This is a genomic window from Frondihabitans peucedani (genome assembly GCF_039537585.1).
Classification (GTDB): Bacteria; Actinomycetota; Actinomycetes; order Actinomycetales; family Microbacteriaceae; genus Frondihabitans; species Frondihabitans peucedani.
The window spans coordinates 281,142-297,683 of sequence record NZ_BAABAU010000001.1 but is presented as its reverse complement, the minus strand read 5'-3'; the positions used below and the strand labels follow the sequence as shown (position 1 = coordinate 297,683).

The window sequence follows — 16,542 nt, the reverse complement described above, 5'->3', positions numbered from 1 at the left end:
GTCGACTGAGCAGGATCACGCGTCGCCGCGGCCCTCCAGGGCGTTCTGGTAGTCGAACGCGTAGCGCCCGGCGGCCTCCGACTCGACCTCGATCGGATCGTCGAACGCGACGAGCGCGAGCTCGCCGCCCGACACCTCGAAGGAGTGGATCGAGCCGTTGCGGATCGGCACGCCCAGTCGCGCCTCGTGCTCGGGGGCGACGTGGTTCACGATCGCGCGGATGACCGCGCCGTGGGTCGCGACGACGACCGCCTGGCCGGCGTGCTCGCGGGCGATCTCGAGGAGCGACGCCTGGACGCGCTCGAGGAGCCCGGAGCGGCTCTCACGGCCGGACACCTCGACTCCGTCGGGAAAGCGCGCCTCGACCTCCTCGAAGGTCAGCCCCTCCGCCTCGCCGTAGGCGCGCTCGACGACTCCCGGCACGATCACGGGCTCGGGGAGCCCGAGGCGCCGGGCGATGATCGAGCCCGTCTCGTGGGCCCGCTCCAGGGGGCTCGCGACGACGGCGTCGAACCGCCTCCTGGCCAGCAGCGCCGCAGCGGCCGCAGCCTGGCGGCGGCCGTTGTCGTTGAGGGGGATGTCGGTGGAGCCCTGGATCTTCCGGGCCTTGTTCCAGTCGGTCTCGCCGTGGCGGACGAGGTAGAGCAGTGTCATCGGTCGGGTCTCTCGGCAGGAGGTCACAGCCCGAGCGCCCCATCGGCCGCGCGCGCCGCCGCTTCTGCGGGGACGGTCAGTCGACCAGGCGTCCGGCCAGGGCCGTCAGCGACTCCGACGTGCCCGCGTTCAGCTTAACGGTGGCCCGCGAGTCGCCCTTGGTGACGCCGCGGTTGATGATGACCACCGGCAGCTTCTTCCGGAGCGCCGTCTCGAGGAGTCGGATGCCGGAGTTGACGACCAGCGACGATCCTGCGACCACCAGCGCGTCGGAGCCCGCGACCATCGCCTTCGCCTCGGCGAAGCGCTCGATGGGCACGAACTCGCCGAAGAAGACGACGTCGGGCTTCAGGAGCCCCGAGCAGACCGTGCAGACCGGCACCTCGAAGGCGTCGATGTCGGTGACCTCGACGTCGCCGTCGGGGTTCAGCCGGATCTCGTCGGGCCGTTCGAGCCACGGGTTCGCCTCCGCCATGCGCTGAGCGACCGTCTCGCGGGCGAAGGTCTGCCCGCAGGTGAGGCAGACCACGCGGTCGACCGTGCCGTGCAGGTCGACGACGCGGGAGGACCCGGCCCGGAGGTGCAGGCCGTCGACGTTCTGCGTCACGACGCCGTTCGTCACCCCGGCGGCCTCGAGCGCGGCGAGCGCGCGGTGTCCGTCGTTCGGCCCGGCAGCAGCGAACGCGCGGAAGCCGAGGTGGCTGCCTGCCCAGTAGCGCTTCCGGAACTCGGCGTTCGACCGGAACTGCTGGAAGGTCATCGGGTGCCGGACCGGGGCTCCCTCCCCGCGGTAGTCGGGGATCCCGGAGTCGGTCGAGAGGCCCGCTCCCGTGAGGACCGAGACCTGTCGGCCGCGGAGGACAGCCGTGGCCTGGTCGAGCTCCGCGCTGGTGGTGCTCGCGGTGACTAGGGCGTTCGGCATGGTGGAGCTCCTCAAAGGCAGGTGACGTTAGCCTAAACAACGACTCTTTCCGATATGTTTCCGGCTCCTGACCGTTCTGCACCGACCGGCGTCCCCGGAGCCGCCCCTGGAGCGTGACGTGCGCATCACCCGCATCACCGATCTCGACGCCGACGACCTCGCAGACTACTCGCGGCTCACCGACGTGGTCCTCCGCCGGAAGTCGGAGCCGGCGGGCGGGCTCTACATCGCCGAGTCGTCGAAGGTCATCACGAGGGCGCTGGCTGCGGGGCACGTCCCGCGCTCGGTGCTGCTGACAGAGAAGTGGCTCGCCGACATCGAGCCTCTCGTCGAGCCGTTCGAGGGCGACATCTTCGTGGGGGAGGCCGACCTGCTCGAGCAGCTGACCGGCTACCACCTGCACCGCGGGGCGCTGGCGTCGATGCACCGGCCGGAGCTGCCCGCGGTCGCCGACGTGCTGCGGGGAGCCCGGCGCGTCGTCGTCCTGGAGGACATCGTCGACCACACGAACGTCGGGGCGATCTTCCGGGCGGTGGCGGGGCTCGGCGCCGACGCCGTGCTCGTCACCCCGCGCTCGGCCGACCCGCTGTACCGCCGGAGCGTCCGAGTGTCGATGGGGACGGTGCTCCAGGTGCCGTGGACCCGGCTGCCGGAGTGGCCGGAGGCGCAGGGCATCCTGCGCTCGGCCGGCTTCGAGATCGCGGCCCTCGCCCTCAGCGACGACGCCGTGGCTCTCGACGAGTACGCGGCCCACGCTCCGGAGCGGGTCGCGCTGCTCCTCGGCACGGAGGGCGACGGCCTGTCGCGCTCAGCACTCGAGGCGGCCGACCGGGTCGTCACGATCCCGATGCTGCACGGGGTCGACAGCCTGAACGTCGCCGCCGCGGCGGCCGTGGCGCTGTGGGCGCTGCGGGTCCCCTCCGACGGCACTGCGGCGAGCGCTCCGGCCGGAGCCTCGGCGTGACCGCCCGACGCCGCCCGAGCCGCTCCCGCCTGATCCGCCGTCGTGTCGGCGTCGGAGCCCTCCTGGCGCTCCTCGTCGCCTGCGGCGTCTACTTCCCGGCGACGCTCCTCGCCCCGATCCAGCCGGCGTCGGCGGTCGTGACCTCGTTCAAGGCCCCGGTCGAGACGAAGCTCGACCTGACGTTCCCCAGCTACGGTGCGACCGCGGTGGAGGCCGTGGGCTTCGACGACAGTCTGAAGACGTCGGGCGACTCGAAGCCGCGCTCGATCGCGTCCATCTCGAAGATCGTGACCGCCCTCGTGGTCCTCGACGCGAAGCCGCTGAAGGGCGGGTCGGGCCCCGACATCACCTTCACCGCCGCCGACAACGCCCTGTACGCCAAGTACCTCGCGCAGGACGGCGAGGTCGCGGCGATGCCGATCGGGCTCACGCTGACGGAGCGGCAGGTGCTCCAGGTCGCCCTCATCAAGTCGGCGAACAACTATGCGGGCGCTCTGGCGAACTGGGCGTTCGGGTCGAACGCCGGCTACGTGAAGGCGGCCTCCGCCTGGCTCAGCGAGCATCACCTCGACCACACCACCCTCCGCGAACCGACGGGCCTGAACCCCGGGAACACCTCGACCGCGACCGACCTCGTCGCCCTCGGCAAGCTCGCGCTGGCGAACCCCGACATCGCGAAGATCGTGTCGACGAAGTCCCTCGCCGTGCCGGGCGTCGGGACCGTCACGAACTCGAACAAGCTGCTCGGGATCGACGACGTGGTCGGCATCAAGACGGGCACCCTCGACCAGGCGGGCGCGTGCCTCCTGTTCGCGACCCGAGAGGCGATCGAGGGTCACACGGTGACCGTCGTCGGCGTCATGCTCGGCGGGAGAGACCACGACTCGCTCGACGCCGACATCCAGCGGCTCCTCGCCGGCGTGAAGGCCGGCTTCCAGACCGTCGACGCCGTCCGCGTCGGCGACGTCTACGGCACGTACGCCACGAAGTGGGGCGACAGGGCCCATGCGGAGGCGGCCGAGGGGGTCAGCCGGCTCGTCTACGGCGACGTCGGGGTGACCGCCGTGCCGACCCTCGAGAAGGTCGGGAGCGCCCGAGCAGGATCGACGGTCGGCCGACTGAGGGTCAGGATCGGCGGGCAGACGACCACGGTTCCCCTGAAGCTCGACCGGCCGGTCACGGAGCCCGGCGCCTGGTGGCGCATCACGAACCCCGGCGAGGTGTTCTGAGCCTCGGGCTTCCCGCTCACTCCTGGCGGTAGACGACCGAGACCGCGTCGGGGCGCTTGGCGCTCCGGCCGTCGCCCGACGACTGGTGCCGCACCCGCCGGAGCACCCACGGCACGAAGTACTCGCGGGCCCAGCCGATGTCCTCGCGCCTCGCCGCACGCCACTGACGGGGCGCGGCCTCGGGCAGCACCTGGTCTTCGAGGTCGTTCTCGACGTTCAGCGACGCCAGCACGGCGCGGGCGATGGTGTGGTGGCCGAGCGGCGAGAAGTGCAGCCGGTCGGGCGCCCACATGCGGGGATCGGCGAGCTCGCGGAGCGACCACATGTCGGCGACGACGGCGTCGTTGCGGAGGGCGACCGCGTGGATGTTCTCGTTGTAGATCGCGACCTTGCCGCGCATCCTGCCGAGCACCGGGGTGGCACCGATGTCGGGCCCGGTGAAGACGACCACGGTCGCCCCCTCCGACGACAGGGTCTGCACGAGCCCCTCGAGCCGCCCGGCCACCTCGTCGGGATCGGTGCCGGGGCGGATGATGTCGTTGCCGCCCGCCGACACCGTGACGAGGTCGGGGTGGAGGGCCAGCGCCGCCTCCGCCTGCTCGTCGATGATCTGCTGCAGGAGGCGGCCCCGGATCGCGAGGTTCGCGTAGGCGAAGTCGTCGGCGGTCGAGGCGAGGACCTCGGCCGTCCGGTCGGCCCAGCCGCGGAAGCCGCCCGGAGTCGCAGGATCGGGGTCGCCGATCCCCTCGGTGAACGAGTCGCCGATGGCGACGTACCGGGACCAGGGGTGGGCTTCCGTCATGCTTCCAACGTACCGTGGGGACGTGACCCCGACACCCGGCCCCGACTTCGATCCTGCGCGCCTCCTGCCCGACGATCTGCTCGAGCGGTTCCGTTCCCGAGCGGCCGGGTACGACGAGGAGAACGCGTTCCCGCAGGACGACTTCGACGAGCTGGTGGAGCTCGGCTACACCCGGCTCGCCGTGCCCGCGTCGCAGGGCGGTCACGGGCTCGGGCTGCTCGAGATCGCGGCCCTGCAGAGCCGGCTGGCGACCGCAGCGCCCGCCACGGCGCTGGCGATCAACATGCACCTCGTCTGGACCGTCACCGCGGCCGTCCTCGCCGCCCGCGGCGACACGACGCTCTCGCTGGTGCTCGACGACGCCGCCCGAGGCGAGGTCTTCGCGTTCGGCGTCAGCGAGCCCTGCAACGACCTCGTGCTCTTCGACTCGACGACGACCGCCGTGCCCCTGGCAGACGGCTCGTACTCGTTCACCGGCACGAAGATCTTCACGTCCCTCTCGCCGGTCTGGACGAGGCTCGGGGTCTTCGGCCGTGACGACTCGGAGCCCGGAGCGCCCGTCGTCGTCCACGGCTTCGCCACCCGCGACACGGCCGGGCACTCCTCGCTCGGCGACTGGGACACCGTCGGCATGCGCGCGACGCAGAGCCACACGACGGTGCTCGACGGCGTCGTCGTCGACGCGTCGCGGATCGTCCGGCGCCTGCCGGTCGGCCCGAGCGCCGACTCGCTCGTCTTCGGCATCTTCGCGGCCTTCGAGACGCTCATCGCGTCCGTCTACCGGGGGATCGCGCGCCGCGCCGTCGAGCTCGCCGTCGACGCGGCCGTGAACCGCACCTCGCGGCGCACCGGGGCGACCGGGGCGGACGACCCGGTGACCCGCTGGCGCATCGCCGACCTCGCCATCGCCCTCGACGGGCTCGAGCCCCAGGTCGACCGGATCGCGCAGGATCTCGACGACCTCGTCGACCACGGGGCCGACTGGTTCCCGAGACTGGTCGGCCTGAAGCACCGCGCCACGAGCACCGCGTCGAGCATCGTCGACGGCGCCGTCACGGTCGCGGGCGGCGCCGCGTTCCGCCGGACCTCCGAGCTCGGCCGCCTCTACCGCGACGTGCTGGCGGGGAGGTTCCACCCGTCCTCCAGCGACTCCGCGCACGCGACGGTGGCGAACCGGCTGCTCGGGCCCGCTGCGGGCTGACCCGGGCGCCAGCGCCCGCGGCGGGCTGACCCGGCTGCTAGGGCCCGTGGCGGGCCGACCCGGCTGCTGAGCGCCGGTTGTCGGTGGCCCGTGCGAACATGTCTTCGAAGGGCAGCCCGAGTCGGGGCGCGCCTTCGAGAGGGGCGCATGAGCAAGCAGGACGGCAGCGGACGCATCGTGACGACGGTGCCGACAGACGACGCGACCGCGAGCATCCTGCACGTCGACATGGACGCCTTCTTCGCCTCCGTCGAGCTCCTAGAGCGGCCCGACCTCCGGGGCCTCCCCGTCGTCGTGGGGCACCGGTCGCAGCGCTCCGTCGTCACCGCGGCCACCTACGAGGCCCGGAAGTTCGGCGTGAACTCGGCGATGCCGATGGCGGTCGCCCTCCGGCGCTGCCCGCAGGCGGTCGTGCTCGAGCCGCACTTCGAGCGCTACCAGCACTACTCGAAGCAGGTGATGGCGATGTTCGACGACGTCACTCCGCTCGTCGAGCGCCTCGGCATCGACGAGGCCTTCCTCGACGTCAGTGGCTCGAGGCGCCTCTACGGGTCGCCGTTCCGCATCGCCACCGAGCTGCGCCAGCGCGTCCACCGCGAGACGGGCCTCCACTGCAGCGTCGGGGCCGCGTCCACGAAGTTCGTCGCGAAGCTCGCCTCGAGCGTCGCCAAGCCCGACGGGCTCCTCATCGTCCCGCACGACGAGACCCTCGCGTTCCTCCACCCGAGACCGATCGGCAACCTCTGGGGAGTCGGCGGACGCACCGAGGAGACCCTCCGCAGCTACGGGCTGTCGACCATCGGCGACGTGGCGAACACCCCGCTCGACACGCTCCAGCGCGCCATCGGCGCAGCCGGCGGCGCGAAGATCCACGCACTCGCCTGGGGGCGCGACCCCCGCGAGGTCACCACGCGCTCCGAGGAGAAGAGCGTCGGCCACGAGGTCACCTTCGAGCACGACGTCCGCGAGGCCGACCGCATCCGGCGCGAGCTCTTCCGACTGAGCGACCAGGTCGGCCGACGGCTGCGAGCGGCCGGCGCCACGGGGCGGACGGTCGTCTTGAAGCTCCGCTTCGGCGACTTCGAGACCATCACCCGCTCCAAGACCCTCGCCGAGCCGACCGATCTCGGTCGCCGCATCTACGAGGAGGTGCGGGGCGTCTACGAGGCGTCCGGCCACGACGACTCGAACGGCCCGGCGACGCCGATCCGGCTGGTCGGCGTCCGGATGGAGCAGCTCGCCTTCGCCGGCGACTCGTCCGGCGCCATCGGGCTCTGGGACGACGACGCCGACTGGCGCGAGGCCGAGACGACGATGGACGCCCTGCGCGCCCGGTTCGGCCCGGGCAGCGTGACGTCGGCGAGCCTCCTCGGCTCCTCGTCGAGGCGGCTCTCGCGGAACGCGTCCGGCACCTCGACGCACGCCGCCGACGCTCCTCGCCCCGGCTCCGGTCCCGACTCCGCGTCGGGCTCCGTGTCGGGCTCCGTGTCGGGTCGACGCCCCGTGTCCGAGTAAACTCGACGCCCAGTGAGTATGAGCAGCGCGTCCGTTTCACCCGAGCCCGAGAACCCCTCTCCGGGCACCGCCACCGAACTCGAAATCGGCGCGATCGCCGGCAACTCGGCAGCCGAGCACCTCTCCCCGGCCTTCCCCGAGCGGGCCGCCTGGGGCACGGCGAGCAAGCTCCGCGCCTGGCAGGCGGAAGCCCTCGAGAAGTACTTCGCCACCTCGCCCCGCGACTTCCTCGCGGCTGCGACCCCCGGCGCCGGCAAGACCACCTTCGCCCTGCGACTCGCGACCGAGCTCCTGTCGCGCGGCGAGGTCGACCGCATCGTCGTCGTCGCGCCGACCGAGCACCTGAAGAGGCAGTGGGCCGACGCCGCCGACCGCGTCAACCTGCGGCTCGACCCGATGTTCAAGAACAACGACGTCACCTTCGGGCGCCACTACCACGGTGTTGCGATCACGTACGCGCAGGTCGGCATGAAGCCCGAGGTGCACAAGGCCATCACCGAGGCCGGCCGAACGCTGGTCATCCTCGACGAGGTGCACCACGGCGGCGACGCTCTCACCTGGGGAGACGGGATCCGCGAGGCGTTCGGCAATGCCACGCGCCGCCTGTCGCTCACCGGCACCCCGTTCCGCTCCGACACCGCGCCGATCCCGTTCGTCCAGTACGCCCCCGACGAGCACGGAATCCGCACCTCGCAGTCCGACTACGCGTACGGCTACGGGCGCGCCCTCGCCGACGGCGTCGTCCGGCCGGTGCTCTTCATGGCCTACGCCGGCCAGATGCGCTGGCGAACGCGCATGGGCGACGAGATGAGCGCCACGCTCGGCGAAGCGGTGACGAAAGACATCACCGCCCAGGCCTGGCGCACGGCCCTCTCGCCCCAGGGCGACTGGATCGCCGCCGTCCTCTCGGCCGCCGACAAGCGCCTGACCGAGGTGCGCCGGGGCGTGCCCGACGCGGGCGGCCTGGTGATCGCCACCGACCACACCGCAGCCCGCGCGTACTCGACCATCCTCACTCGCCTCACCGGCGAGCGGCCGACCGTCGTGCTCTCCGACGAGAAGGCCGCCTCCGACCGCATCGCCGCCTTCTCCGCGGGGGAGTCCCGCTGGATGGTCGCGGTCCGCATGGTGTCCGAGGGGGTCGACGTGCCACGCCTCGCCGTCGGTGTCTACGCCACGAGCGCCTCCACGCCGCTCTTCTTCGCCCAGGCCGTCGGCCGGTTCGTCCGGGCGCGCCGCCGCGGCGAGACCGCCTCGATCTTCCTGCCGAGCGTCCCGGGGCTCATGGCTCTTGCCGGCCAGCTCGAGCTCGAGCGCGATCACGCGCTCGACCGCCCGACCACCGCCGACGACGGTCTCTTCACGCCCGAAGAGGACGCTCTCATGGCGGAGGCCAACCGCGAGGAGAAGGCGTCGAGCCTGCTCGAGCAGCAGCCCTTTGAGGCGCTCGACGCACAGGCCTCGTTCGACCGTGTCCTCTACGACGGCGGCGAGTTCGGCTCCGGCGGCGAGATCGGCAGCCTGGAGGAGCTCGACTTCATCGGCATCCCGGGTCTCCTCGAGCCCGACCAGGTGCGCGACCTCCTCCGCCAGCGTCAGGCCACGCAGGCCGGCCGCGCGAAGCGGGTCCCGAAGACCGGGCTGCCCGCGCAGGCCGAGACGCCGCGCCCGCTGTACCAGACGATCAAGGAGCAGCGGCAGGAGCTCAGCCGGCTCGTCTCCATCTGGTCGCGCCACTCCAACGAGCCCCACGGCGTCATCCACGCCGACCTCCGGCGCATCAGCGGCGGCCCCTCCGTGGCCCAGGCGAGCACCGAGCAGATCCAGAAGCGGATCGACGTGCTGCGCGGCAGGATCGGCAACCGCCGCTAGCTTTCGTTCCTGCGCCTCCGCTGCCCGTCGGCGGGTGCTGGCAGGCGTCGGCGGGCCCCCTGAGGGGCGCCCACTCCTGCGAACACCCGCCCCCGCGCGCGGGCACCTGCGAGGGGGCCACACGCGCGTGCAGCACTCGCACGCCGCGGTAAGCCGCGAGCAGCACTGCCGGCTGCTTCGGCGGGTACTCGCAGGCGTGGGCGCGTCCCCGGAGGGGCGCCCACTCCTGCGGGGACCCGCCCACGCGCGCGGGCCCCTCCAACGACGCCACACACGCAGGCAGTACCCGCACGCAGCGGCACGCTCCGAGCAGCGCTGCCGGGCTGCATCGGCGGGTACTCGCAGGCGTCGGCGGGCCCCCGGAGGGGCGCCCACTCCTACCGGCACCCGCCCACACGCGCAGCAGCACCCCCAGCGGCCTGCCAGCACCCGCCGACGTGCCGGCCGGAGCAGAACAGCACGAGCCCGCCGCAGCGATCTACAGTGGCAGGATGCTCGACGAGACGGGACCGGAGACGTGGCTGGTCCGCGCCCGCGACGACGCTCCGCCGGAAGCGCTCGTCGAGGGCTTCGCGCGCGGCTTCCGGCTGACGAGCTGGTCGCTCGTCGAAGCGGAGCGACGCTCCCTCGGCGTCTACACCTCGGCTCACCACGCCGAGGAGGCCTGGTGGCGCCACCGCGACACCGGCGCGTGACGGAGCCCGGCGCCGCACGCGGATGGGCTGGAGCCGCACGCGGATGACCCGGCGCCTCGCCCGAGCCGGTCATCCCACGGCGACGTCCTCCCGCTGATACTGCGTCACCCCGTCGTCGTGACAGAGGTACGCGGCTCGCACGGCGAACGGACGCCCGTCGCCGAGGGTCAGGACGTGGGCGAGCCAGGTGCGGTCGTCGTCGGTGAGGTCGGGGGAGCCCGGCCGCTCGAGGACGAAGACGAAGCTGGCCACGCCGAACTCGCGGTCGAGCGTGGTGAGGAGCTCGCCCACGCCCTCGCCGTCGGCGTCTCCCTGGCGGAGCGGCAGGTCGCCGATGGGGATCATCGCCGGCATCTGCACGTCGTCGGCATCGAGCAGGAGGAGCCAGAGCTGCCGGACCACCGCGGTGGGCAGCAGGCCCTCGACCCGGTCGTCGAGGTCGCGCCGGGTGGTCAGCCGGCAGTGCGGGTCGTAGCGGGGGACCGCCGGCGGCGCCTCGGCGTGAAGGAGGTCAGCACCACCGGCAGAGCCGGCAGCAGCCAGGCCGGCAGCAGCCAGGCCAGCAGCAGCAGCCAGGCCAGCAGCAGGCCCAGCAGGAGCGGTCAGGGTCGAGTCGTGGTCGTACGTGGTGTCAGCAACGAGTGTCATGCGTCGAGGGTGACGCGGGTCGCCGTCCGGTGCCGGGCCTCTCCACAGGCCGCGGGATCCTGCGCTGTTATTCGCCGCCTGTGGAGGAGAGGCGCACGCCGTCGAGAGCAGCGACGGCACGACGCAGCACCGTGCTCGACGTCGACATCGTGTACGGGAAGTAGACGACCTCGACGCCGACCTCGGCGAACTCGCGCTCGAGCTTCAGGCCCTTCTCGGTGCCCCGCCAGTCGTCACCCTTGAAGAAGACGTCGAAGTGCAGCTCGCGCCACACATCCATCTTGTCGGGCACCGTCTCGGCGTAGGCGCGGTCGACGTAGTCGATGTGCTCCACGATCTCGAGGCGCTCGGCGAGCGGCACCATGGGCGAGATCCTCTTGGTGAGCTCGAGCATCTCGTCGGCGACGACTCCGGCGATCAGGAAGTCGCACTGCGACTTCGCGTGCCGGAGGAGGTTCAGGTGACCGATGTGGAACAGGTCGTAGGCGCCGGCGGCGTAGCCGACCCGGGGGGAGTTCGTCATGACTTGTCCTTTCGGGCGTCGGCGGGCACTGCGCCTGCCGAGGTGTTCGAAGCGAGGGTCGCCAGGTCGGCGATGGAGAACCCGGAGCGGGCCGGTGCAGGATCCCCGGGCACCACCACGGCGGCAGCCGACACCGGCACGCCGGCCGGCACCGCGACCTGCACGCCGACCGGCACCGCGACCGGCACGCCGGCCGGCACCGCGGCCGGCACGGCAGCAGCGGCGCCGGCGCGAGAGGCACCGGCAGCGGCGCTCTCGCGGAAGTCCGACGGCACCCAGGTCTGCCGCAGCAGGACGCGGTGCCGTGCCGCCACGCCGGTCATGACCACTCCGAGCGGGGCGACGCCGAGGCTCAGCAGCTCCCCGTAGAGCGAGAGCAGCCCCTCGACGGTCGTCCGGTTGGACCGGACCACGAGGAGGACGGCGTCGGCGACGGGCGCGATCCCGCGGAGCGGCACCGGGAACGAGTTGCTGGCGGCCTGGGCGACGGTGACGTCGTAGCGGTCGCCGAGGAGATCCAGGAGGTCGTCGACCTCTCCGGTCCGGTCGGCCGGGCGAGCGGAGGCGACCCGGTCGGGCACCGGCACGCGCTGGTACCCGGCCGCGTCGGGACGCTCGATCTCGCCCTCGTCGCCGATGCTCGTCGTGCCGAAGTCGACCGTGGAGGGACGGACGAGCAGACGCGACTCGAAGTCGGTCTGGACGAGCGCCGGCACGAAGCCGCTCTCGACGAGAGCGCGCGCGAGACCGCCGTCCACCCCGCTCGACTCCGCTGCGCTGTCCGTGCGGGCCACCACGAGTCGCTTCGGCAGGACTCCGCCGGCGAGCGAACGCGTGTTCATGACCGCCTCGCGGAGGGAGGTCCGCATGCGCCTCGAGGTGGCGCGCTCGTCGAAGTCGTCGGCGTCGACGATGTAGGCGGGCAGCTGGGCCAGGACGGGGAGCCCCGTGACACGACGGACGTCGTCGGCCGTCGTGACACGGGGCTGCAGGTACGTGAGGACGAGCCCCACGACGAATCCGACCACGAGCCCGGCGAGGGCCGCGACCAGCAGGATGAGGAGCGAGACGTACCGCGCGGCGTCCTGCCCCGCGACGCCTCCGCCGACGGGCGAGACGATCACGCCGACGACGAGCCCGAGGAGGCCGCCCGCGACCACGATGGCCCACTTCGACCGCAGCTGCGCCACGAGGTCGAAGAAGCCGGTGCGGTCGCGAGGCGTGGCCGTCACGGACGCGCCTCAGCGGCGAGGCCGGTGTCGGAGGCGGCGAGGCCGGTGTCGGAGGCGGCGGACGCCGACGCCGCGCCGGCGTCGGGCAGTTCGCCGAGGCCCTTGAGCTCGCGGAACCACTTCGGCAGCGCGAGCAGCAGGTAGAGCGTGTTGGCGGCGAAGAACGCGATGTAGACGACGGTGAAGCCGAGCGGCCAGGCCAGGAGGACGAAGGCCAGGCACATGAGGCCGTAGTCGGTCGGGACGACCGCCAGCGAGTAGAGCGCGCTGGTGCGGCGGCTCCCGCGGGTGGGGATGCCCGTCCGGACGTGCTGGGCCCGTCGCAGCTGGTCGGTGAGGACGATCGCGAAGAACGCCACCGCGGCGACGACCTCGTAGGCGAGGGGCACACCGAGGACGGCCTCGCGGCCCTGCGGCTCACGGAGCCAGTTCCCGAACACCGCGAGGTGCAGGACGCCGATCTTCGTCGCGTCGATCACGTGGTCGAGCCACTCGCCGGCGGGGCTGCCGCCGCCTCGGAGGCGGGCGAGCTGCCCGTCGGCGGAGTCGAGCGCGTAGCCGATGACGAGCAGGAGGACGACGGCCACGGCCGACCAGATCGTCGTGGGGACGAACGCGATCACGGCGATGCCCGCGAAGGTGAACAGGGCGCTGACGGCCGTCACCTGGTTCGGCGTCATGCCGAGCTGGTAGGCGCCGGCTGCGAGGTAGCGGCCGAGGCGGCGGTTGATGAAGCGGGAGTAGGCGGGGGCGCCGCTCGAGCCCTTCTGAGCGGTCGACAGGCGGGCGAGCGAGCCGGCGTAGGTCTCGCCTCCGGCAGCGCGGCTCACGAGGCCACCGCCAGGGGAGACGTGCGGCGTCCGGTGCGGTGGAGCTCGCCGTCGACGACGGCGCCGATCCTCCGGCGCATCCGCTCGGGGGTGAACTCCTCGCGGTAGACCTGCTCGGCGCGCTTGCCGGCGGCAGCGAGCGACTCGACGTCGAGGGTCGAGAACAGGGTCGCGAGCGCGTCGACGTCCTGGCAGTCGAACAGCCAGCCGGTCTCGCCGTCGGTGATGACCTCCTCGGGCCCGCCGGAGCGGCTCGCGATGACCGGGCGGCCCTCGCTGAACGCCTCGACGGTGACCAGGCCGAAGCCCTCGAGGGTGTCGGTCGGGAGCACGACGGCGTCGGCCGCCTGAAGGTACGGCGTGGAGTCGTCGACCTCGCCGACGACGAGGACCGTCTCCGGCCTCGACACGTGCTCGCGGACGAGCGCGGGGACGTCGACGCCGAGGCCCGCGGCAGGCACGGCGCCCAGGATCACGAGCTCACCCGGGCATCCTGCCTTCTCCCACGCCTTGAGCAGGGTGCCGTGGCCCTTGTGGGGGTTCCAGCGGCTCGCCACGACGTAGTGGGGCCGTCCGTGCTCGGGCGCGGCAGCGGGAAGCTCACGCGAGCGATGGGGAACACCGTTGTGCACCACCACCGCCCGCGGGTCCTCGGCGAGACCCGACGCGCCGAGGACCGAACGCGAGACCGCCACGAGGGCGGTGCACGCGTTTGCCAGGGGACGAAGACCTACCCGGTCCTTCCTTCCCCATGGTTCTTGGAGGTGCCCGATCACCCTGCGGATCCCGGCGAGGCGGGCGAGGGGTGCGACGGGCAGGCAGGCGCTGGTAGCGCAGTAGACGAGGTCGAAGCGGCGGCCGCGGAGGCGCGACAGCGTCTTCACGGCGTCGCGACCGAGGCGGAAGAAGCCGCCGGGGGTGAGCTTCAGGCGGCGCAGGATCGGGAGGGGCTGCCTCTCGACGCGCGCTCCGAGCTCGCGGAGGCGCGGGCCGAGCGGCCCGGGTGCGACGTCGCTCGGCAGCCAGACGGTCACGTCGAGGGAGTCGTCGGCGACGAGCTCCGCGACGACCTCGAGCACGATGCGGTCGGAGCCGTACATCTCGTCGGAGGAATGGACGATCAGCACGCGGCCGCGTCGTCCGCCGCGCCGGAAGCCGGGCGCCAGGGCGTCCTGGGTGAATGGAATCTGAGTCATCAGTAGGCCCCCTCCGGCCGCAGGATCACTTTGACGGTCCGCCACATGAGGACGAAGTCGACGGTCATCGACCAGTTCTCCACGTAGTAGAGGTCGAGCCGGACGCTCTCCTCCCACGAGAGGTCGCTGCGTCCGCCCACCTGCCACATGCCGGTCAGGCCGGGCTTGATGTACAGGCGGCGGTGGACGTGGTCGGCGTAGCCCTCGACCTCGGTGGGCAGCGGCGGGCGGGGCCCGACGATGCTCATGGTCCCGCGGAAGATGTTGAACAGCTGGGGGACCTCGTCGAGGGAGTACTTCCGCAGGATCCTGCCGATGCGGGTGACCCGGGGGTCGTCCTTCATCTTGAACAGGAGTCCCTGGCCGTCGGACAGCGCCTGCAGGTCGGCGAGGCGCGCTTCGGCGTCCACCACCATGGTGCGGAACTTCAGCATCGTGAAGTGCTGGCCGTCGCGGCCGACGCGCTCCTGGCGGAACAGCACCGGTCCGTCGCCCTCGGCGCGGATCATCAGGGCGATCACGGCCATGAGGGGCAGCAGGAACAGGATGCCGAGACCGGACAGGACGACGTCGGTGGCGCGCTTCATCACGTGCTTCGGACCGTCGAACTGGGGGAGCTCCACGTGCATGAGGGGGAGTCCCTCGACGGGACGGAAGTGGATGCGCGGGCCGGCGATGTTGGCCAGCCGCGACGCGATCACGAGCTCGGTGGCGCGGCCTTCGAGGCTCCAGCCGAGGTCGCGGACGTAGTCGGTGCCGTGCCGCGGGTCGCCGGCGACGATGACGCTCTCGACCGACAGCTTCCAGACGGCACGGGAGACGTCGTCGAGGCCCGCGACGATCGGGACGACGCGCGACCCGAACGGGATCCCGGAGGGGTCGTCGTCGTCGACCACCGCGCCGACGACGTCGTAGAGGGCGCCGGGCTTCTCGTCGATCCTGTCGATGACGTAGCGCACGTCGGCGCGGGAGCCGACGACGATCGCCCGCGACAGGAAGTTGCCGAGGCGGCGCTGGTGGAGGAGCCACCGGCGGAGGCCGTAGCGCGAGCCGATGAGACCGAGCGCTCCGCCCGGGAGCGCCACGAAGAAGTAGGCGCGCATGCTCTCGTGGCCGGTGATCGAGATGACCAGGGCGATGAGCGTGAAGGTCAGGACGGTCGCGTTGAGCACGCGCTTGTACTCGGCAGCGCCGGTGCCGACGACGGCCAGGTCGCGGGTGCGCTGGAAGGCGAGGCAGAGCGCCCAGAGGACACCGATGCCGACGGGGTAGCCGATCGTCTCGAGGAGGGGCTGCGTCGACGCGGTCGCGAGGCCCGCAGCGGTCTTGTCGAGGCCTCCGCGGACGGCCTCGACGAAGGAGGCGATGACGACGGCGGCGGTGATGATGACCGCGTCGGACGCGAGGAGGCGGCGGCGGTAGCGGATGGCCCAGGAGGCGCCCGTTTCGGCACCGCCCACCCGTTCGCCGAGATCCACCCATCCCGCGTTCGACTGCCGCGCAGACGCGGGCCAGCTGACACGGCGGCTCTCGCCGACGTCGCGGCTGATGCCGGTCATGATTCCTCGTCCGATTCGGGGCGGTCGAGGGTACGCGGAGGCGTACGAGAAATGAGCAGGGTAAGCATGGATCTCGGGTTCGGGTAGGCGGTGCGTTCGCTCCTGGGCGCGATTCGGGTACGTCCAGGAACCGGGGATCGAGCTGACGGCCGAAGGATCGGGTGTCGGCCGGCTGCTCGGGTGACGACTGCGTTCTGATCCTGTGAGGGCCGTCGGGTACGGCTGGTCTCGAGGCTCGCTTGCGAGTCGACGATTCGGGAAGGTTCGGGTGCTTCACGGGTTCGAGATCGACATTTCGGGTGTGATCTCTGTCCACACCCTGCGGTGCGTCTGAAGCGAACGTATGCCATCGGCACCCTCCCCGGCATGACCCCACTTTGGGGGACTCGGCACCCCCCTCGCGGGGGGAGCGGAACGGGTGAGTGTCACCCCCGAACGGGTGAGTGGCTCCGATTCGGGGGTTCTCTCGGCGGCACCCGTCGTCGACTCGGCACAGGCACGACCATCCGGTTCGGTCTGGTCTGCTCTTGACGCCCGGATTCATGGGGATCCGCGTGGATAGGCCTCGTCAGGCAGAAGTATCTCGGCTGAAAACCTTCATGATCAAGGGATCCGGGCGTCGCAGGGAGTCCCCTCGAATGACCTCAGAGGTTGTACCCCGGGTTGCGCGAACGGGTGAGACGGGTGAACTGGGCGGGGC

General features: G+C 72.0%; 15 protein-coding genes. 6 read left to right on the top strand and 9 right to left on the bottom strand.

The window, feature by feature from the left end:
• Nucleotides 1-15 precede the first annotated feature (15 nt).
• Nucleotides 16-654 (bottom strand): histidine phosphatase family protein, encoded by a 639-nt coding sequence (locus ABD733_RS01395; protein ID WP_344793258.1) that lies wholly within the window; start codon nucleotides 652-654, stop codon nucleotides 16-18.
• A 76-nt stretch (nucleotides 655-730) separates the two neighbouring features.
• Complete coding sequence (locus ABD733_RS01390) at nucleotides 731-1,576, bottom strand: Sir2 family NAD-dependent protein deacetylase (RefSeq protein WP_344793257.1); 846 nt, start codon at nucleotides 1,574-1,576, stop codon at nucleotides 731-733.
• A gap of 118 nt (nucleotides 1,577-1,694) precedes the next feature.
• On the opposite strand from ABD733_RS01390, the gene ABD733_RS01385 reads away from it, so the two are divergent.
• Both ABD733_RS01385 and ABD733_RS01380 read left to right on the top strand, forming a co-directional pair.
• The gene (locus tag ABD733_RS01385; RefSeq protein WP_344793256.1) at nucleotides 1,695-2,540 is read left to right on the top strand and encodes a TrmH family RNA methyltransferase; all 846 of its coding nucleotides are present in this window, start codon (nucleotides 1,695-1,697) and stop codon (nucleotides 2,538-2,540) included.
• Nucleotides 2,537-3,769 (top strand): D-alanyl-D-alanine carboxypeptidase family protein, encoded by a 1,233-nt coding sequence (locus tag ABD733_RS01380; RefSeq protein WP_344793255.1) that lies wholly within the window; start codon nucleotides 2,537-2,539, stop codon nucleotides 3,767-3,769. The genes ABD733_RS01385 and ABD733_RS01380 overlap by 4 nt, the downstream gene beginning before the upstream one ends.
• A 16-nt stretch (nucleotides 3,770-3,785) precedes the next feature.
• On the opposite strand, the gene ABD733_RS01375 is transcribed toward ABD733_RS01380, so the two are convergent.
• Nucleotides 3,786-4,571: an SGNH/GDSL hydrolase family protein gene (locus ABD733_RS01375; protein WP_344793254.1), complete on the bottom strand. Its 786-nt coding sequence runs from the start codon at nucleotides 4,569-4,571 to the stop codon at nucleotides 3,786-3,788.
• A 22-nt stretch (nucleotides 4,572-4,593) separates the two neighbouring features.
• Between ABD733_RS01375 and ABD733_RS01370 the strand changes: the two genes are divergently transcribed.
• The 4 genes from ABD733_RS01370 to ABD733_RS01355 all read left to right on the top strand — a co-directional run bounded on the left by ABD733_RS01370 (nucleotide 4,594) and on the right by ABD733_RS01355 (nucleotide 9,854).
• Entirely contained in the window at nucleotides 4,594-5,772 is a 1,179-nt protein-coding gene (locus tag ABD733_RS01370) for an acyl-CoA dehydrogenase family protein (protein ID WP_344793253.1), read from the top strand.
• Nucleotides 5,773-5,919: 147 nt separating this feature from the next.
• On the top strand, nucleotides 5,920-7,287 hold the full coding sequence (dinB, locus tag ABD733_RS01365; protein ID WP_344793252.1) for a DNA polymerase IV: 1,368 nt from the start codon (nucleotides 5,920-5,922) through the stop codon (nucleotides 7,285-7,287).
• A gap of 18 nt (nucleotides 7,288-7,305) precedes the next feature.
• Entirely contained in the window at nucleotides 7,306-9,159 is a 1,854-nt protein-coding gene (locus tag ABD733_RS01360) for a DEAD/DEAH box helicase (protein ID WP_344795945.1), read from the top strand.
• A gap of 491 nt (nucleotides 9,160-9,650) precedes the next feature.
• The gene (locus ABD733_RS01355) at nucleotides 9,651-9,854 is read left to right on the top strand and encodes a hypothetical protein (RefSeq protein WP_344793251.1); all 204 of its coding nucleotides are present in this window, start codon (nucleotides 9,651-9,653) and stop codon (nucleotides 9,852-9,854) included.
• Nucleotides 9,855-9,923: 69 nt separating this feature from the next.
• Here the strand turns inward: ABD733_RS01355 and ABD733_RS01350 are convergent, their stop codons facing one another.
• The 6 genes from ABD733_RS01350 to ABD733_RS01325 form a co-directional block, all read right to left on the bottom strand.
• Nucleotides 9,924-10,502 (bottom strand): hypothetical protein, encoded by a 579-nt coding sequence (locus tag ABD733_RS01350; protein ID WP_344793250.1) that lies wholly within the window; start codon nucleotides 10,500-10,502, stop codon nucleotides 9,924-9,926.
• Nucleotides 10,503-10,569: 67 nt separating this feature from the next.
• Nucleotides 10,570-11,025, bottom strand: a complete 456-nt coding sequence (locus ABD733_RS01345; RefSeq protein WP_344793249.1) for an FAD synthase family protein — start codon at nucleotides 11,023-11,025, stop codon at nucleotides 10,570-10,572.
• Nucleotides 11,022-12,257, bottom strand: coding sequence for a P-loop NTPase family protein (locus ABD733_RS01340; RefSeq protein WP_344793248.1), 1,236 nt, complete (start codon nucleotides 12,255-12,257; stop codon nucleotides 11,022-11,024). The genes ABD733_RS01345 and ABD733_RS01340 overlap by 4 nt, the downstream gene beginning before the upstream one ends.
• Nucleotides 12,254-13,087 carry a CDP-alcohol phosphatidyltransferase family protein gene (locus ABD733_RS01335; protein ID WP_344793247.1) on the bottom strand — a complete coding sequence of 278 codons (834 nt, stop codon included), beginning with the start codon at nucleotides 13,085-13,087 and terminating at the stop codon, nucleotides 12,254-12,256. Before ABD733_RS01335 ends, ABD733_RS01340 begins: the two co-directional genes overlap by 4 nt.
• Complete coding sequence (locus ABD733_RS01330; protein WP_344793246.1) at nucleotides 13,084-14,283, bottom strand: glycosyltransferase family 4 protein; 1,200 nt, start codon at nucleotides 14,281-14,283, stop codon at nucleotides 13,084-13,086. The genes ABD733_RS01335 and ABD733_RS01330 overlap by 4 nt, the downstream gene beginning before the upstream one ends.
• Nucleotides 14,283-15,842, bottom strand: coding sequence for a sugar transferase (locus ABD733_RS01325; protein ID WP_344793245.1), 1,560 nt, complete (start codon nucleotides 15,840-15,842; stop codon nucleotides 14,283-14,285). Before ABD733_RS01325 ends, ABD733_RS01330 begins: the two co-directional genes overlap by 1 nt.
• Nucleotides 15,843-16,542: the final 700 nt, after the last annotated feature.